Origin of the sequence: Klebsiella grimontii (assembly GCF_900200035.1) — a bacterium.
In the GTDB taxonomy this organism is placed as follows: domain Bacteria; phylum Pseudomonadota; class Gammaproteobacteria; order Enterobacterales; family Enterobacteriaceae; genus Klebsiella; species Klebsiella grimontii.
In genome coordinates this window covers 64826-82509 of sequence record NZ_FZTC01000052.1, presented here as the reverse complement: position 1 = coordinate 82509, position 17684 = coordinate 64826, and the positions used below count along the sequence as shown (strand labels likewise).

Genomic DNA, 17684 nt, shown 5'->3' with positions numbered 1-17684 from the left:
TCAGGACGATGAAAAAGAAAAGACCCGTACTTCAGGATGTAGCCGATCTTGTCGGCGTGACCAAAATGACGGTCAGTCGCTATTTACGTAACCCGGAACAGGTTTCCGAAGCGCTGCGTGGCAAGATAGCCGTTGCTCTCGATGAACTGGGTTATATTCCTAATCGCGCCCCTGACATCCTCTCTAATGCCACCAGCCGCGCCATTGGCGTGTTGTTGCCCTCGTTAACCAACCAGGTTTTCTCAGAAGTGCTGCGCGGTATTGAAAGCGTGACTGACTCTTTCGGTTACCAGACGATGCTGGCGCACTACGGCTATAAGCCGGAAATGGAAGAAAAACGTCTGGAATCCATGCTCTCCTGGAACATTGACGGCCTGATCCTCACCGAACGAACCCACACGCCGCGCACCCTGAAGATGATCGAGGTCGCAGGGATCCCGGTCGTGGAACTGATGGACAGCCAGTCGCCGTGTCTCGATATCGCCGTCGGCTTTGATAACTTTGAAGCGGCCCGGCAGATGACCGCGGCGATTATCAATCATGGCCACCGTCACGTAGCCTATCTTGGCGCACGTCTTGATGAACGTACTATCATCAAACAGAAGGGGTACGAGCAGGCGATGCTTGATGCCGGGATGACGCCCTACAGCGTGATGGTTGAGCAGTCTTCCTCTTATTCCTCGGGGATTGAGCTGATGCGCCAGGCGCGTCGTGAATATCCGCAGCTTGACGGCATATTCTGTACCAACGATGACCTTGCGGTCGGCGCGGCGTTTGAGTGCCAGCGCCTGGGGCTGAAAATCCCTGACGATATGGCGATTGCCGGTTTCCACGGCCACGATATCGGCCAGGTGATGGAGCCGCGTCTGGCCAGCGTGCTGACGCCGCGCGAGCGGATGGGGCGGATTGGCGCAGAACGTCTGCTGGCGCGGATACGCGGTGAAGCGGTGACGCCTAAGATGTTAGATTTAGGTTTCACATTGTCACCGGGCGGATCTATTTAAACTGACAAATTTGAAGTAGATCACACATATTCACATCTGGCACGAATGGTTATTGCTTCTCCACAACTCCGGCATGACAATGTTACCGATAACAGTTACCCGTAACAATCAATCTGTACGCCAGTATTTCACGCCGTTAAACGCTGCCAGCTGCGCGTATGTGTCCAGTGGGAGGAAGCTTTGAGCACGACTAACCATGATCACCACATCTATGTCCTGATGGGCGTTTCCGGCAGCGGCAAATCCGCTGTCGCCAGCGAAGTGGCGCATCAACTGCACGCCGCGTTTCTCGACGGCGACTTTCTGCATCCGCGCAGCAACATCAACAAGATGGCTTCCGGCGAACCGTTAAATGACGATGACCGCACCCCGTGGCTGCAGGCGCTGAACGATGCCGCGTTTGCCATGCAGCGTACCAATAAAGTGTCGCTGATTGTCTGCTCCGCCCTGAAAAAGAGCTATCGCGACATCCTGCGTAAAGGCAACCCGAACCTCTCTTTTATCTACCTGAAAGGCGATTTCGAGGTTATCGAACAACGTCTGAAGGCGCGTAAAGGCCACTTCTTTAAAACCCAGATGTTGGTTACGCAGTTTGAAACGCTGCAAGAGCCGGGCACGGATGAAAACGATGTTTTAATCGTCGATATCGACCAGTCATTGGAAGGCGTGGTCGCCAGCACCATTGAGGTGATCAACAAAGGCAGTAAATAGTGAGTACATTAACGCTTGTTTTAACAGCAGTCGGCTCCGTTTTGCTGCTGCTGTTTTTAGTGATGAAGGCGCGTATGCATGCCTTCGTGGCTTTGATGGTGGTTTCTATTGGAGCAGGGCTTTTTTCCGGAATGCCGTTGGACAAGATCGCGGCGACGATGGAAAAAGGCATGGGCGGCACGCTGGGCTTTCTGGCTATCGTCGTCGCGCTAGGGGCAATGTTCGGGAAGATCCTGCATGAAACCGGCGCGGTCGACCAGATTGCCGTCAAGATGTTGAAATCTTTCGGCCATAGTCGCGCCCACTATGCAATAGGCCTGGCCGGCCTTATCTGCGCGCTGCCGTTGTTTTTCGAAGTGGCGATCGTGCTGCTGATCAGCGTGGCGTTCTCAATGGCGCGTCATACCGGTACCAACCTTGTGAAGCTGGTGATCCCGCTGTTTGCCGGGGTGGCCGCCGCGGCGGCGTTCCTGCTGCCGGGGCCTGCGCCGATGCTGCTGGCATCGCAGATGCACGCCGACTTTGGCTGGATGATCCTGATTGGCCTGTGCGCCGCGATCCCGGGGATGATTATTGCCGGGCCGCTGTGGGGTAATTTTATCAGCCGCTACGTTGAGCTGCATACGCCTGACGATATTAGCGAGCCGCACCTCGGCGAAGGCAAAATGCCGTCCTTCGGCTTCAGCCTGGCCTTAATTTTGCTCCCGCTGGTGCTGGTTGGCCTGAAAACCATTGCCGCGCGCTTTGTGCCGGAAGGCTCTACCGCCTATGAATGGTTTGAGTTTATCGGTCATCCGTTTACCGCGATTCTGGTTGCCTGCCTGGTGGCTATCTATGGCCTGGCGGTGCGTCAGGGGATGGCGAAAGACCGGGTGATGGAGATTTGCGGTCATGCGCTCCAGCCAGCGGGCATTATTCTGCTGGTGATCGGTGCGGGCGGCGTGTTCAAACAGGTGCTGGTCGACTCCGGCGTGGGGCCGGCGCTCGGCGAAGCGCTGACCGGGATGGGCCTGCCGATTGCGATCACCTGCTTCGTGCTGGCGGCGGCGGTACGTATTATTCAGGGCTCCGCGACCGTTGCCTGCCTGACGGCCGTCGGTCTGGTCATGCCGGTTATTGAACAGCTGCACTACAGCGGCGCGCAGATGGCGGCGCTCTCCATCTGCATCGCCGGCGGCTCTATCGTCGTCAGCCACGTTAACGACGCGGGCTTCTGGCTGTTCGGTAAGTTTACCGGCGCGACCGAAGCGCAAACGCTGAAGACATGGACGATGATGGAAACTATCCTCGGCACCGTCGGGGCGATAGTCGGTATGATTGCGTTTACGTTGTTGAGTTAACCCTTGCCATACATAGCGCTACGAGCACGCTCGCAGCGCTACTCTTTCCTTTCCTTTTTAGCATCATTTCTTGATTTCAGTCATCTTCGTTTCTTTTCCCTTCCCGCTAAATGCGCATAAATTCATCTGAAAAGGCGCGTGATTATGGACAAATTCGGCGCAGAGCAGCTTTTGCAACGGATGCTGGCAAATCCTGCTGCAAGCTTTCGCGAAGGGCAATGGGAAGCTATTGATACTTTAGTTAATTATGGGCGAAAGTTGCTGGTTGTGCAGCGTACTGGGTGGGGGAAAAGCGCAGTCTACTTTATTAGTACGAAGATTTTCCGCGATCGCGGTAGGGGGCCAACAATAATAGTTTCACCCCTGCTGGCTTTGATGCGAAACCAGGTGCTGGCTGCGGAACGGCTGGGCATTCGGGCTGAAACGCTGAATTCAACGAACAGGGATGAGTGGCTGCTTATCACCCGACAGCTTGTCGCCGGCGAACTCGATTGCTTATTAATTTCACCTGAGCGGCTGGCGAATCAGGATTTCATTCAATCGGTTTTAGCGCCCGTAGGGGATCGCATTTCGATGTTGGTTGTGGATGAAGCCCACTGTATTTCTGACTGGGGGCATGATTTCCGCCCTGATTATCGACGTATTCTGGATATCCTGCGTCAGCTACCCGCTAATACACCTGTTCTGGGTACCACGGCTACGGCGAATCAGCGAGTCGTGACTGATATCCAACAGCAAATTGGCGACATCGTCATTCAACGAGGAACGTTATCGCGTAAAAGCCTGGCGCTGGATGTACTGACTTTGCGCGACCAGCCTTCACGGCTGGCCTGGCTGGCGGGCACGATCCCCGAATTTCCCGGCGCTGGCATCGTTTATACCTTAACGACGCGAGATGCCGATCTGGTCGCTCGATGGCTCAGGCAAAACGCTATTAATGCTCAGGCCTACTATAGCGGCGTGGTCCATCCAGGGTTTAATGATACCAACGCGACCAGAGAATATCTGGAGAATGCGCTACAGGGTAATGAGCTTAAGGTGCTGGTGGCGACGACCGCATTGGGAATGGGTTATGACAAACCGGATTTAAGTTTTGTCATTCATTATCAGGCTCCGGGGTCGATCGTGGGTTACTACCAACAGGTAGGGCGCGCTGGGCGCGGAATAGACCATGCATCAGGGATCCTGTTGACGGGAGAAGAAGATAGCGCGATTCATGATTATTTTCGCCAGTCCGCTTTCCCAACGCAAAGTCAGATTGCTGAGGTGTTACAGGTGCTTGAAAGCAGCGATGGGCTGACGCTTCGCGATATTGAAGCGCGAACTAATCTGCGCTACGGTCAAATTGAAAAAACGATCAAATTACTGAGTGTTGAATACCCTTCTCCGGTGTTGCTGGAGAACCGGCGCTGGTATCGCACGGCTGTACCATTTGCGTTCAACCAGCAGCGTATTGATCATCTCACCCGGCAGCGGGAGACTGAATGGCAGGAAGTCAGGCAGTATATCGCTACGGATGAATGCAAAATGGCGTTTATCCAACGCGCGCTGGATGAACCAACAACAGAACGTTGCGGGCAATGTAGTTCCTGCCAAAAGCATCATCTTTTAGATTATCGTGAAGATCGTTCTTTGCTTGAGTCGGCAAATCTCTTTCTTCAGCGTGCCGATCTCCCGCTGATACTGAACAGGCAGGTTGCTGCTGGGGCTTTCAGTACCTATGGCTTTCAGGGGAATTTTCCGGATTCGCTACGCGCTGAAGAAGGGCGCGTTTTATCACGATGGGGAGATTCCGGTTGGGGAGCGGAAGTCGCGAGAGATAAACATCGTGGCTTTTTTTCCGATAGTCTGGTTGCCGGGTTGGCTGAAATGATTTCTGACCGCTGGGCACCAAATCCGCCGCCGAGTTGGGTTTGCTGTGCGCCTTCTTTACAGCACCCCGAGCTTGTTCCTGATTTTGCCCGGCGTCTGGCGCAACTTTTAGAACTTCCTTTTGTTGATGCCATTGTTAAGGTCAGGGACAATCAGCCGCAGAAATTACAGCAAAACCGCTATCATCAGTGCCAGAATCTGGATGGCGTTTTTCAGGTAAACTCAGCGCTGCCGGATGGTCCTGTTCTTTTGGTTGATGACCTCATTGACTCTGGATGGACTATGACCGTACTTGCAGCACTGCTGCGTCAGGCCGGATGCGAAAAAGTGTATCCGGTAGCCCTTGCATCAACTTCGGTGAAAAATGGATGAACCTTACCGCGATCGCGCAAGCCACGCTTTTACTCACCTGTCACTTTTCGGCAGGGCAGGCGCATGAGCACCAGCCGTTAAGCCTTGCTGAGTGGGGAAGGCTGGCGCTTTGGTTAAGGCATCAGCGCATGTCGCCAGCGGATCTATTAACGCCAGAGGTCGGTATTCGGTTAATGGCCTGGCAGGATCCGAAAATTCCCGTTACGCGGATTATCGGACTGTTAGCACGCGGTCATAGCCTGGCGCTGGCGCTAGATAAATGGCAGCGGGCAGGGTTATGGGTGGTCACGCGCGCTGACGAGGATTATCCGTGCCGTTTAAAAGCAACGCTAAAAAATGATTCGCCGCCGGTCATTTTTGGCTGTGGTAATCGTGCATTGCTGCAAAGCGGCGGGCTGGCGGTTGTCGGTTCACGCGCGGCGCTTCCTGATGATTTGCATTTTACGCAACAGCTCGCCAGCAAAGCCGCAGCGCAAGGGGTGAATATTGTTTCCGGCGGGGCCCGCGGCATTGATGAGTGTGCCATGATCTCTGCGCTCGAAGCAGGAGGAAGCGCGACCGGCGTGCTGGCGGATAGCCTGCTGCGGGCTTCAACCTCGGCAAAGTGGCGTAAGGGGCTTATGGATGGCAGGCTGGTGCTCATCTCACCTTTTTATCCGGAGGGTGGCTTCAGCGTTGCGAATGCGATGGCGCGAAACCGATATATTTACTCCCTGGCCGAAGCCGCGCTGGTTGTCCATGCGGGTACTAAAGGTGGAACCATCACCGGTGCAAAAGAGGCGCTAAAACATCGCTGGGGAACCGTCTGGGTAAAGCCCTCGGATGATCCTGAATCATCGAATGCGCTTCTGGTTCAACTGGGAGGCGCCTGGTGTAGTGAAGATGCCCTCGATATTGAACCGCAGCAGCTTTTATTACCGCAGCCTAACCCCCCCTCAGCCCTGTTGACTCAAAGCGTCGAGCAATATTCGCTTTATGAATCGCCCGCGGGGTATCACACCTCTTCTGATCCGTTTTATCAGCTCTTTCTGGCTGAAATGCGTCGGCTGGCACAACAGCCGGTTTCTCTGCAAAAGCTGAGCGAGGAGCTGAACGTGCTCCCTTCACAGCTACGTGAGTGGCTGGTTAGAGCCGAGCAGGAGAAAGTTATTAACAAGCTAACCGATCCGCAGCGGTATCAGATAAGCTTTGCATCCCGCTAAAACCTGCGTAATAAGAGATACGACAAACGTCATACGGCTCATAAACCCTTGCCACGCCTGGGTTTGTCGGGTTTGGTCAGGAAAGGTAAAACAACCGAATTTCTGCTGAAATCCATAATCCGGATCAATAAAATAGCGGCGGAAAATATTCCCTTCACCATGTAAATTCCCTGATAATTATTCGGGTATTCCGGGGTGCCAGTGACGGCGGCCATCAGGCAAAATTAGCTGCGTTACTGATTGCCTCGCAATCATTGATTAATTTCACTTGCGACTTTAGCTGCATTTTGTAATGTGAAGGACTAACCAGTAGGAAACTGGCCTGGAACAAACAGCACACACCTCGCAGGAATACGTTATGAAAAATGTTGGTTTTATCGGCTGGCGCGGAATGGTCGGCTCTGTCCTCATGCAACGCATGGTTGAAGAGCGCGATTTTGACGCCATTCGCCCTGTTTTTTTCTCCACCTCTCAGCTGGGGCAGCCTGCTCCATCCTTTGGTGGCAGTACCGGTGGCACGCTTCAGGATGCATTTGATCTGGAAGCGCTGAAGGCGCTGGACATTATTGTCACGTGTCAGGGCGGCGATTACACCAACGATATTTATCCGAAGCTGCGTGAAAGCGGCTGGCAGGGCTACTGGATTGACGCGGCCTCTTCGCTGCGCATGAAGGACGACGCCATTATCATTCTTGACCCGGTGAACCAGGATGTCATTACCGCAGGTCTGAACAACGGCGTGAAAACCTTTGTCGGCGGCAACTGTACCGTCAGCCTGATGCTGATGTCCCTCGGCGGCCTGTTTGCGCAGGATCTGGTCGAGTGGGTGAGCGTGGCGACTTATCAGGCGGCTTCCGGCGGCGGCGCGCGTCATATGCGCGAGCTGCTGACCCAGATGGGCCAGCTGCACAGCCACGTTGCGGCTGAGCTGGCGGATCCGGCCTCCGCGATCCTGGAGATTGAACGCAAAGTCACCTCGTTGACCCGCAGCGGCGAACTGGCGGTGGACAACTTTGGCGTTCCTCTGGCGGGCAGCCTGATCCCATGGATCGACAAGCAGCTGGATAACGGCCAGAGCCGTGAAGAGTGGAAAGGCCAGGCGGAGACCAACAAAATTCTCGCGACCGCCTCACCGATTCCGGTAGACGGCCTGTGCGTTCGCGTTGGCGCGCTGCGCTGCCATAGCCAGGCGTTCACCATCAAGCTGAAAAAAGAGGTTTCTATTCCGACCGTTGAGGAACTGCTGGCCGCGCACAACCCGTGGGCCAAAGTGGTGCCGAACGATCGTGATATCACGATGCGTGAGCTGACCCCGGCTGCCGTCACCGGCACCCTGACTACCCCGGTGGGCCGCCTGCGTAAACTGAACATGGGGCCGGAGTATCTGTCGGCCTTCACCGTGGGCGACCAGCTGCTGTGGGGGGCCGCCGAGCCGCTCCGCCGCATGCTAAAACAGCTGGCGTAGCCGTCACAAGATGGGAAAAGGGGTGTTGAAACACCCCTTTTTTTTGCGTAATACAAGGAGTAAACGCGAATGTTAGATTTTTCCCAACGGAGGTAACTCAGCCTTGGCTATGCTTTAAGTAAGGAGTCACGCTGTCTCCTTACCTGAAGGTGGGACGGAGCAGGGGGACGCATAACGTGCTGCGCCGTTCAGGTCAAAAAAAGTCGCCGGATACAGGAAAGGGCGACACCTACAACAGGATGAAACCATGTCTAATCGTATTGATAAGGACGTGATTAATGCGCTTATCGCCGGCCATTTTGCGGATCCTTTTTCCGTGCTTGGCATGCATTACGCCGACGCCGGGCTGGAAGTTCGCGCATTATTACCCGATGCCACCGATGTGTGGGTCATTGAACCAAAAACCGGACGCAAAGTCGGCAAGCTAGAATGCCTCGACTCGCGCGGTTTCTTCTGCGGCGTTCTGCCGCGCCGCAAAAATCCTTTTCGCTATCAGCTGGCCGTCACCTGGCACGGGCAGCAGAACCTGATTGATGACCCGTATCGTTTTGGCCCGCTGTTGCAGGATCTCGATGTCTGGCTGCTGTCGGAAGGCACGCATCTGCGTCCTTATGAAACGCTGGGCGCGCATGCCGACACCATGGACGGCGTGGTCGGCACGCGCTTCTCGGTTTGGGCGCCTAACGCCCGCCGGGTGTCAGTTGTCGGCCAGTTCAACTACTGGGACGGTCGCCGTCATCCGATGCGCCTGCGCAAAGAGTCCGGCATCTGGGAGCTGTTTGTTCCCGGCGCGCTGAACGGCCAGCTGTATAAATTCGAGCTTATCGATGCTCACGGCAACCTGCGGGTGAAATCCGACCCTTACGCTTTTGAAGCGCAAATGCGTCCGGAGAGCGCCTCGCTTATCTGCGGGCTGCCGGAAAAGGTCGAGCAGCCGCCGGCGCGCAAGCAGGCGAATCAGTTTGATGCGCCGATCTCGATTTATGAAGTGCACCTCGGATCCTGGCGTCGCCACACCGATAATAACTTCTGGCTAAGCTACCGCGAGCTTGCCGACCAGCTGGTCCCGTATGCCAAATGGATGGGCTTTACCCACCTCGAACTGCTGCCGGTTAACGAGCATCCTTTTGACGGCAGCTGGGGCTATCAGCCAACCGGGCTGTACGCGCCCACCCGTCGCTTCGGCACCCGGGAGGATTTCCGCTACTTTATCAACGCCGCGCACGCCGCGGGGCTTAACGTCATTCTGGACTGGGTTCCCGGTCATTTCCCGGCGGATGATTTTGCCCTCGCCTCGTTTGACGGCACCTCGCTGTATGAACACAGCGACCCGCGCGAAGGCTATCACCAGGACTGGAATACCCTGATCTACAACTATGGCCGTCGCGAGGTCAGCAACTACCTGGTCGGCAATGCGCTGTACTGGATCGAGCGCTTTGGCATTGACGCGCTGCGGGTCGATGCGGTGGCGTCGATGATTTATCGCGACTACAGCCGCAAACAGGGCGAGTGGGTGCCGAACGAGTTCGGCGGTCGGGAAAACCTTGAAGCGATTGAGTTTCTGCGTAATACCAACCGCGTGCTGGGCGAACAGACGCCGGGCGCGGTGACGATGGCGGAAGAGTCGACCGATTTTCCCGGCGTTTCCCGTCCTTCCTCCACCGGGGGGCTGGGTTTCTGGTTCAAGTGGAACCTCGGCTGGATGCACGACACCCTCGACTACATGAAGCTGGACCCGGTGCATCGCCGACATCATCACGACAAGATGACCTTCGGTATGCTCTACAACTACACCGAAAACTTTGTCCTGCCGCTCTCGCATGATGAAGTGGTGCACGGCAAAAAATCGATACTCGACCGCATGCCGGGCGACGCCTGGCAGAAGTTCGCCAACCTGCGCGCCTACTACGGCTGGCTGTTTGCCTTCCCGGGTAAAAAGCTGCTGTTTATGGGCAATGAGTTTGCTCAGGGGCGCGAGTGGAACCACGATGCGAGCCTCGACTGGCATCTGCTGGAGGGCGGCGACAACTGGCACCACGGGGTCCAGCGGCTGGTGCGCGACCTCAACCATACCTATCGTCACCACAAAGCGCTGCATGAGCTGGATTTCGACCCTTACGGTTTCGAATGGCTGGTGGTGGACGATCACGAGCGCTCGGTGTTTATCTTTGTTCGTCGCGACAGGGCGGGCAATGAAATCATCGTCGCCAGCAACTTCACTCCGGTGCCGCGTCATGAGTACCGCTTTGGCATCAACCAGCCCGGCCGCTGGCGTGAAGAGCTGAACACCGACTCCATGCACTACCACGGCAGCAATACCGGCAACGGCGGGGTCGTTGAAAGCGAAGCGATCGCCAGCAACGGTCGTGAGCACTCCCTCTCCATTACCCTGCCGCCGCTGGCGACGGTGTGGCTGGTGCGGGAGGCGCAATGATCGTACTCACGGCAGGAAAGCCCGCGCCTTTAGGGGCCAGCTACGACGGTAAGGGCGTGAATTTCGCGCTCTTTTCCGCCCATGCGGAGCGGGTGGAACTCTGCGTGTTTGACGACCAGGGCAATGAGCGGCGCGTCGATATGCCCACGCGCAGCGGCGATATCTGGCACGGCTGGCTCGCCGATGCCGGGCCTGGCTTGCGCTACGGCTATCGCGTCCACGGGCCCTGGGACCCGGCGCAGGGACACCGCTTCAACCCGGCCAAGCTGCTGCTCGACCCCTGCTGCCATCAGGTGGCGGGCGGGCTGCCTGACGATGAGCGTCTGCACGGCGGCGACTTCGCTCCCGACAACCGCGACAGCGCGGCGATAGCGCCGAAGTCGCGGGTGATCGACCTGCATTACGACTGGCGCGGCGATAAGCCGCCGCGCACGCCGTGGGGCCAGACGGTGATTTATGAAGCCCACGTCAAGGGGCTGACGTATCTGCACCCCGATCTACCGCAGAATATCCGCGGCACCTACAAAGCGCTCGGTCACCCGGTGATGATCGATTACTTCCGCATGCTTGGCATTACTGCACTAGAGTTAATGCCGGTGGCGCAGTTCGCCAGCGAACCGCGCCTTCAGCGGATGGGGTTAAGCAACTACTGGGGCTACAACCCGCTGGCGATTTTCGCCCTCGACACTCGCTACGCCAGCGCACCGGAACAGGCGTTAAATGAGTTTCGCGATGCGGTTAAAGCGCTGCATGCGGCGGGCATTGAAGTGATCCTTGATGTGGTGCTCAACCATAGCGCGGAGATAGACCTGGAAGGGCCGACCTTCTCCCTGCGCGGAATCGATAACCGTAGCTATTATTGGATCAGGGAAGACGGTGATTACCACAATTGGACCGGCTGCGGGAACACCATCAACCTCAGCCACCCCGGCGTGGTGGAGTATGCCCGCCAGTGCCTGCGCTTTTGGGTCGATGAGTGTCACGTCGACGGCTTTCGTTTCGACCTGGCCTCGGTGATGGGGCGGACGCCGGCGTTTCGTCAGGATGCGCCGCTGTTCGAGGCCATCCGTAACGATCCGCGCCTGGCGGAGGTGAAGCTGATCGCGGAACCCTGGGATATCGGCCCCGGCGGCTACCAGGTGGGGAATTTTCCGCCGCTGTTCGCTGAGTGGAACGACCATTTCCGCGATACCGGGCGTCGTTTTTGGCTGCAGCAGAGTGTCTCGCTGGGCGACTTCGCTCAGCGTTTTGCCGCCTCCAGCGACGTCTTTCAGCGTCACGGACGAGCACCTGCGGCGGCGGTGAATCTTATCACCGCCCATGACGGTTTTACCCTGCGCGACTGCGTTTGTTTCAATCAGAAACACAATGAGGCGAACGGGGAGGAGAATCGCGATGGGACTAACAATAACTACAGCAACAATCATGGTATAGAAGGATTAGAAGGGAGTCTTGCCGTGATTGAACGGCGTCGTGCCAGCGTTCACGCGCTCCTTGCGACGCTGCTGCTGGCGCAGGGAACGCCGATGCTGCTGGCGGGTGACGAACACGGTCACAGCCAGCATGGCAACAATAATGCTTACTGTCAGGACAATGCGTTGACCTGGCTGGACTGGAACCATACTAACCGCGGGCTGACCGCGTTCACCGCCGCGTTAATTCATCTGCGCCAGCGTATTCCGGCTTTAACCGAGAATCGCTGGTGGCAGGAGGGAGACGGCCGCGTTCGCTGGTTAAACCAACATGCGCAGCCGCTGTCCGCCGATGAATGGCAGCACGGTGCGCCGCGTATGCAGATCATATTGTCCGATCGCTGGCTGATGGCGCTCAACGCCACCGCCGAGGTGGCGGAGATGGTTTTACCTGCGGGGGAATGGCGCGCCATTCCACCTTTCGCCGGAGAGGATAATCCGGTCACTATGGCTGTCTGGCATGGGCCCGCGCACGGAGTGTGCGTATTTCAAAGGTCGTAACCTCGAGGCTTCCGGTTGGTCTCGAAGCGACGGCGCGGCGAGAAGGGCAGGCAAGCTGGGGAGTAAAAAAGGAGTTAATTATGGTTGGGGTAGAAAAGAACGATCCGTTGATGCTGGCGCGTCAGTTGCCGATCAAATCCGTTGCGCTGATCCTTGCCGGGGGACGTGGTACCCGTCTGAAGGATCTGACCAATAAACGCGCGAAACCTGCTGTCCATTTTGGCGGCAAGTTCCGCATTATCGATTTTGCGTTATCTAACTGTATTAACTCAGGCATTCGCCGTATCGGCGTCATCACCCAGTATCAATCGCATACTCTGGTGCAGCATATCCAGCGCGGCTGGTCGTTCTTCAATGAAGAGATGAACGAGTTTGTTGACCTGCTGCCCGCCCAGCAAAGGATGCAGGGCGAAAACTGGTATCGCGGCACGGCGGACGCGGTGACGCAGAACCTCGACATCATTCGTCGCTACAAGGCGGAGTACGTCGTTATCCTCGCGGGCGACCATATTTACAAACAAGACTACTCGCGGATGCTTATCGACCACGTCGAAAAAGGCGCGCGTTGCACCGTCGCCTGTATGCCGGTGCCTATTGAAGAAGCACGGGCGTTCGGGGTGATGGCGGTGGACGAGAGCGATAAGATTATCGATTTCGTCGAAAAGCCGGCTAACCCTCCGGCGATGCCGGGCGATGCCAGCAAATCGTTGGCGAGTATGGGTATCTATGTCTTTGATGCGGATTACCTTTATGAGCTGCTGGAAGACGACGATAACGACGAAAGCTCCAGCCACGATTTTGGTAAAGACATCATCCCGAAAATCACTAAAGCTGGCATGGCTTATGCACATCCTTTCCCGCTCTCCTGCGTACAGTCCGATCCGCAGTCTGAACCCTACTGGCGCGATGTTGGGACCCTGGAAGCGTACTGGAAAGCCAACCTCGATCTGGCTTCGGTGACCCCGGAGCTGGATATGTACGACCAGAACTGGCCGATTCGCACCCATATGGAACCTTTGCCACCGGCAAAATTCGTTCAGGACCGCTCGGGTAGCCACGGGATGACCCTGAACTCGCTGGTCTCCGGGGGCTGTATTATCTCTGGTTCGGTGGTCGTGCAGTCGGTGCTGTTCCCGCGCGTGCGGGTGAATTCATTCTGTAACATTGATTCGGCAGTTTTGTTGCCAGAGGTTTGGGTTGGCCGTTCGTGCCGCCTGCGTCGCTGCATTATTGACCGCGCCTGCGTGATCCCGGAAGGTATGGTTGTTGGGGAGAACGCGGAAGAGGATGCACGCCGTTTCTACCGCTCGGAGGAAGGTATCGTGCTGGTCACCCGCGACATGCTGCGGAAATTGGGGTACCCACAGGAGCGCTAATGCAGGTATTACATGTATGTTCAGAGATGTTCCCGCTGTTAAAAACCGGTGGACTGGCGGATGTGATCGGCGCGCTGCCTGCAGCGCAAATCGCAGGGGGCGTCGACACGCGCGTGCTGCTGCCCGCGTTTCCCGATCTTCGTCGTGGCGTAACGGATGCGCAGGTGGTGACGCGTCGGGAGACCTTTGCCGGGCGCATCACTCTGCTGTTCGGGCACTTTAACGGCGTGGGCATCTATTTGATTGATGCCCCGCATCTCTACGATCGGCCAGGGAGCCCTTATCACGATACCAATCAGCACGCCTATACCGACAATGTGCTGCGCTTTGCGCTGCTGGGATGGGTAGGCAGCGAGATGGCCTGCGGCCTGGATCCTTTCTGGCGCCCTGATGTTGTTCACGCCCACGACTGGCATGCGGGCCTGACGCCGGCCTATCTGGCGGCGCGCGGCCACCCGGCTAAGTCGGTCTTTACGGTGCATAACCTGGCCTACCAGGGGATGTTCTATTCGTGGCATATGAACGACATTGAACTGCCGTGGTCGTTCTATAACGTTCATGGCCTGGAGTTTAACGGCCAAATCTCTTTTCTGAAGGCTGGTCTCTACTACGCCGATCATATTACGGCGGTCAGCCCGACCTATGCCCGCGAGATAACCGAGCCGCAGTTCGCTTATGGGATGGAAGGGCTGCTGCGTCAGCGTCAGCACGAGGGCCGCCTCTCCGGGATCCTCAACGGGGTGGATGACCATATCTGGAATCCGGAAAGCGACCTGCTGCTGGCCGCGCGCTATGACCGCGATCGGCTGGAAGAAAAAGCGGAGAATAAACGCCAGCTGCAAATCGCCATGGGGCTGAAGGTGGATGACAAAGCGCCGCTGTTTGCCGTTGTCAGCCGTCTGACCAGCCAGAAAGGGCTGGATCTGGTGCTTGAAGCGCTGCCGGGCCTGCTTGAACAGGGCGGCCAGCTGGCGCTGCTGGGGGCGGGCGATCCGGTGCTGCAGGAGGGGTTCCTTGCCGCCGCGGCTGAACATCCGGGCAAAGTCGGCGTACAGATTGGCTACCATGAAGCCTTCTCGCACCGCATTATGGGCGGCGCCGATGTGATTCTGGTGCCGAGCCGTTTTGAACCGTGCGGCTTAACCCAGCTGTACGGCCTGAAGTACGGCACGCTACCGCTGGTGCGGCGTACCGGCGGCCTGGCGGACACCGTTTCCGACTGCTCGCTGGAGAACCTCGCCGATGGCCTGGCTACCGGCTTTGTGTTTGAAGATAGCAACGCCTTGTCGCTGCTGCGGGCGATTCGACGCACGTTCGTTCTGTGGTCGCGCCCATCGCTCTGGCGCTACGTCCAGCGTCAGGCGATGAATATGGATTTTAGCTGGCAGGTTGCCGCGAATTCTTACCGCGAACTTTATCAACGCTTGCTGTAACCAGGAGCCAAAGCTATGAATGTACCTTTTAGCTACTCGTCACCCACCCTGAGCGTTGAGGCGTTAAAGCACTCTATTGCTTATAAGCTGATGTTTATCATCGGCAAAGACCCGGCTATCGCTAACAAGCATGAATGGCTCAACGCCACGCTGTTCGCCGTTCGCGATCGTATGGTTGAGCGCTGGCTGCGCTCAAACCGCGCGCAGCTCTCTCAGGAAGTTCGCCAGGTTTACTACCTGTCGATGGAATTTTTGATTGGCCGTACGTTGTCCAACGCGCTGTTATCGCTCGGCATTTATGAGGATGTGAACAGCGCGCTGGAAGAGATGGGGCTGAACCTTGAAGAATTAATTGATGAAGAAAACGACCCGGGCTTAGGCAACGGCGGTCTTGGTCGTCTGGCGGCCTGCTTCCTCGATTCGCTTGCGGCGCTGGGGTTACCGGGCCGCGGCTACGGTATTCGCTACGACTACGGGATGTTTAAGCAGAATATCGTCGATGGGCGGCAGAAAGAATCCCCGGATTACTGGCTGGAATACGGTAACCCGTGGGAGTTCGAGCGCCATAATACGCGCTACAAAGTGCGCTTCGGCGGACGCATTCAGCAGGAAGGTAAATACTCCCGCTGGGTGGAGACCGAAGAGATTATTGCTGAAGCCTATGACCAGATTATCCCTGGCTTCGACACCGACGCCACCAACACGCTGCGCCTGTGGAGCGCCCAGGCCAGCAGCGAGATTAACCTCGGTAAATTCAACCAGGGCGACTACTTCGCGGCGGTGGAAGATAAAAACCATTCCGAGAACGTGTCGCGGGTACTCTATCCGGATGACTCGACCTATTCAGGACGCGAGCTGCGCCTGCGGCAGGAGTACTTCCTCGTTTCGGCGACGGTGCAGGACATCCTCAGCCGCCACTACCAGCTGCATAAAACCTACGCCAACCTGGCGGACAAAATCGCGATTCATCTCAACGACACGCACCCGGTGCTGTCGATTCCGGAGCTGATGCGCCTGCTGATTGACGAGCATAAGTTCAGCTGGGATGAGGCGTTCGAGGTGACCTGCCAGGTCTTCTCCTATACCAACCATACCCTGATGAGCGAAGCGCTGGAGACCTGGCCTGTCGATATGCTGGGTAAAATCCTGCCGCGTCATTTGCAGATTATCTTCGAGATCAACGACTATTTCCTGAAGACCCTCCAGGAGCAGTACCCCAACGATACGGCGATGCTGGGCCGGACGTCGATTATCGACGAGTCCAACGGTCGTCGCGTACGCATGGCGTGGCTGGCGGTGGTGGTGAGCCACAAGGTCAACGGCGTGTCGGAGCTGCACTCCCGGCTGATGGTCGAGTCGCTGTTCGCCGAATTTGCCAAAATCTTCCCGATGCGCTTTACCAACGTCACGAACGGCGTGACTCCGCGCCGCTGGCTGGCGCTGGCGAATCCGCCGCTATCGAAAGTGCTGGATGAAAATATCGGCCATACCTGGCGCACGGATTTGAGCCAGCTGAAGGAGCTGGAGCAGCATATTGACTATCCGAAGGTCAACCAGGCGGTGCGTCAGGCTAAGCTGGAAAACAAGCAGCGGCTGGCGAACTACATTGGTCAGCAGCTTAATGTGGTAGTGAATCCGAAGGCGCTGTTTGATGTGCAGATCAAGCGTATTCACGAGTACAAACGTCAGCTGATGAACGTGCTGCACGTAATTACTCGCTACAATCGCATTAAGGCCAACCCCGACGCCGAGTGGGTGCCGCGGGTGAATATCTTCGCCGGAAAAGCGGCGTCGGCTTACTACATGGCCAAACATATAATTCATTTAATTAACGACGTCGCGGCGGTGGTGAATAACGATCCGCAGATTGGCGATAAGCTGAAAGTGGTGTTTATCCCTAACTACAGCGTCAGCCTTGCGCAGCTGATCATTCCGGCGGCGGATCTCTCCGAGCAGATTTCGCTGGCGGGAACGGAGGCCTCCGGGACCAGTAATATGAAGTTCGCGCTTAACGGCGCGTTAACCATCGGTACTCTGGACGGCGCTAACGTTGAGATGCAGGAGCACGTAGGGGCGGATAATTTCTTTATCTTCGGTAATACGGCGGAAGAGGTGGAGGCCCTGCGTGCCGACGGCTACAAACCGCGTGATTACTATGAGCAGGATGAAGAGCTGCACCAGGCGCTGACGCAGATCGGCACCGGCCTGTTCAGCCCATCGGAGCCGGGCCGCTATCGCGATCTGCTGGATTCGCTGATCAACTTCGGCGACCACTATCAGGTGCTGGCGGATTTCCGTAGCTACGTGGATTGTCAGGATAAGGTGGATGAGCTGTATCTTCACCCGGAAGAGTGGGCCAACAAAGCAATGCTCAATATCGCCAATATGGGCTACTTCTCTTCTGACCGTACGATCAAGGAGTATGCCGACCATATCTGGCATATCGATCCGGTACGCTTGTAACGGGTTAGCCATAACAAAACGGGGCCACCAGGCCCCGTT

11 protein-coding genes are annotated in these 17684 nt (G+C 56.7%); all 11 read left to right on the top strand.

Translation table 11 applies throughout. From position 1 onward, the window contains the following. Positions 1 to 8 precede the first annotated feature (8 nt). The 11 genes from gntR (at position 9) to glgP (ending at position 17645) form a co-directional block, all read left to right on the top strand. Positions 9 to 1004 carry a gluconate operon transcriptional repressor GntR gene (gene gntR / locus KOSB73_RS28810; protein ID WP_004106498.1) on the top strand — a complete coding sequence of 332 codons (996 nt, stop codon included), beginning with the start codon at positions 9 to 11 and terminating at the stop codon, positions 1002 to 1004. A gap of 180 nt (positions 1005 to 1184) precedes the next feature. Further along, positions 1185 to 1715: a gluconokinase gene (gntK, locus tag KOSB73_RS28805; protein ID WP_004126110.1), complete on the top strand. Its 531-nt coding sequence runs from the start codon at positions 1185 to 1187 to the stop codon at positions 1713 to 1715. After that, positions 1715 to 3055 carry a gluconate transporter gene (gntU, locus tag KOSB73_RS28800; protein WP_004126107.1) on the top strand — a complete coding sequence of 447 codons (1341 nt, stop codon included), beginning with the start codon at positions 1715 to 1717 and terminating at the stop codon, positions 3053 to 3055. Before gntK ends, gntU begins: the two co-directional genes overlap by 1 nt. A gap of 144 nt (positions 3056 to 3199) precedes the next feature. After that, positions 3200 to 5299, top strand: a complete 2100-nt coding sequence (locus tag KOSB73_RS28795) for a RecQ family ATP-dependent DNA helicase (RefSeq protein ID WP_004870224.1) — start codon at positions 3200 to 3202, stop codon at positions 5297 to 5299. After that, complete coding sequence (locus tag KOSB73_RS28790; RefSeq protein WP_049099268.1) at positions 5296 to 6501, top strand: DNA-processing protein DprA; 1206 nt, start codon at positions 5296 to 5298, stop codon at positions 6499 to 6501. The genes KOSB73_RS28795 and KOSB73_RS28790 overlap by 4 nt, the downstream gene beginning before the upstream one ends. A gap of 358 nt (positions 6502 to 6859) precedes the next feature. Beyond that, positions 6860 to 7966 carry an aspartate-semialdehyde dehydrogenase gene (gene asd, locus KOSB73_RS28785; RefSeq protein WP_004126104.1) on the top strand — a complete coding sequence of 369 codons (1107 nt, stop codon included), beginning with the start codon at positions 6860 to 6862 and terminating at the stop codon, positions 7964 to 7966. Positions 7967 to 8213: 247 nt separating this feature from the next. After that, positions 8214 to 10400, top strand: a complete 2187-nt coding sequence (glgB, locus tag KOSB73_RS28780; RefSeq protein ID WP_098141364.1) for a 1,4-alpha-glucan branching enzyme — start codon at positions 8214 to 8216, stop codon at positions 10398 to 10400. Next, positions 10397 to 12373, top strand: coding sequence for a glycogen debranching protein GlgX (gene glgX / locus KOSB73_RS28775; RefSeq protein WP_024359823.1), 1977 nt, complete (start codon positions 10397 to 10399; stop codon positions 12371 to 12373). The genes glgB and glgX overlap by 4 nt, the downstream gene beginning before the upstream one ends. 80 nt (positions 12374 to 12453) lie before the next feature. Next, positions 12454 to 13749, top strand: a complete 1296-nt coding sequence (glgC, locus tag KOSB73_RS28770) for a glucose-1-phosphate adenylyltransferase (protein ID WP_004126094.1) — start codon at positions 12454 to 12456, stop codon at positions 13747 to 13749. Further along, positions 13749 to 15182 (top strand): glycogen synthase GlgA, encoded by a 1434-nt coding sequence (glgA, locus tag KOSB73_RS28765; protein WP_004126091.1) that lies wholly within the window; start codon positions 13749 to 13751, stop codon positions 15180 to 15182. The genes glgC and glgA overlap by 1 nt, the downstream gene beginning before the upstream one ends. A gap of 15 nt (positions 15183 to 15197) precedes the next feature. Continuing rightward, positions 15198 to 17645 (top strand): glycogen phosphorylase, encoded by a 2448-nt coding sequence (gene glgP / locus KOSB73_RS28760; RefSeq protein WP_049087561.1) that lies wholly within the window; start codon positions 15198 to 15200, stop codon positions 17643 to 17645. Positions 17646 to 17684: the final 39 nt, after the last annotated feature.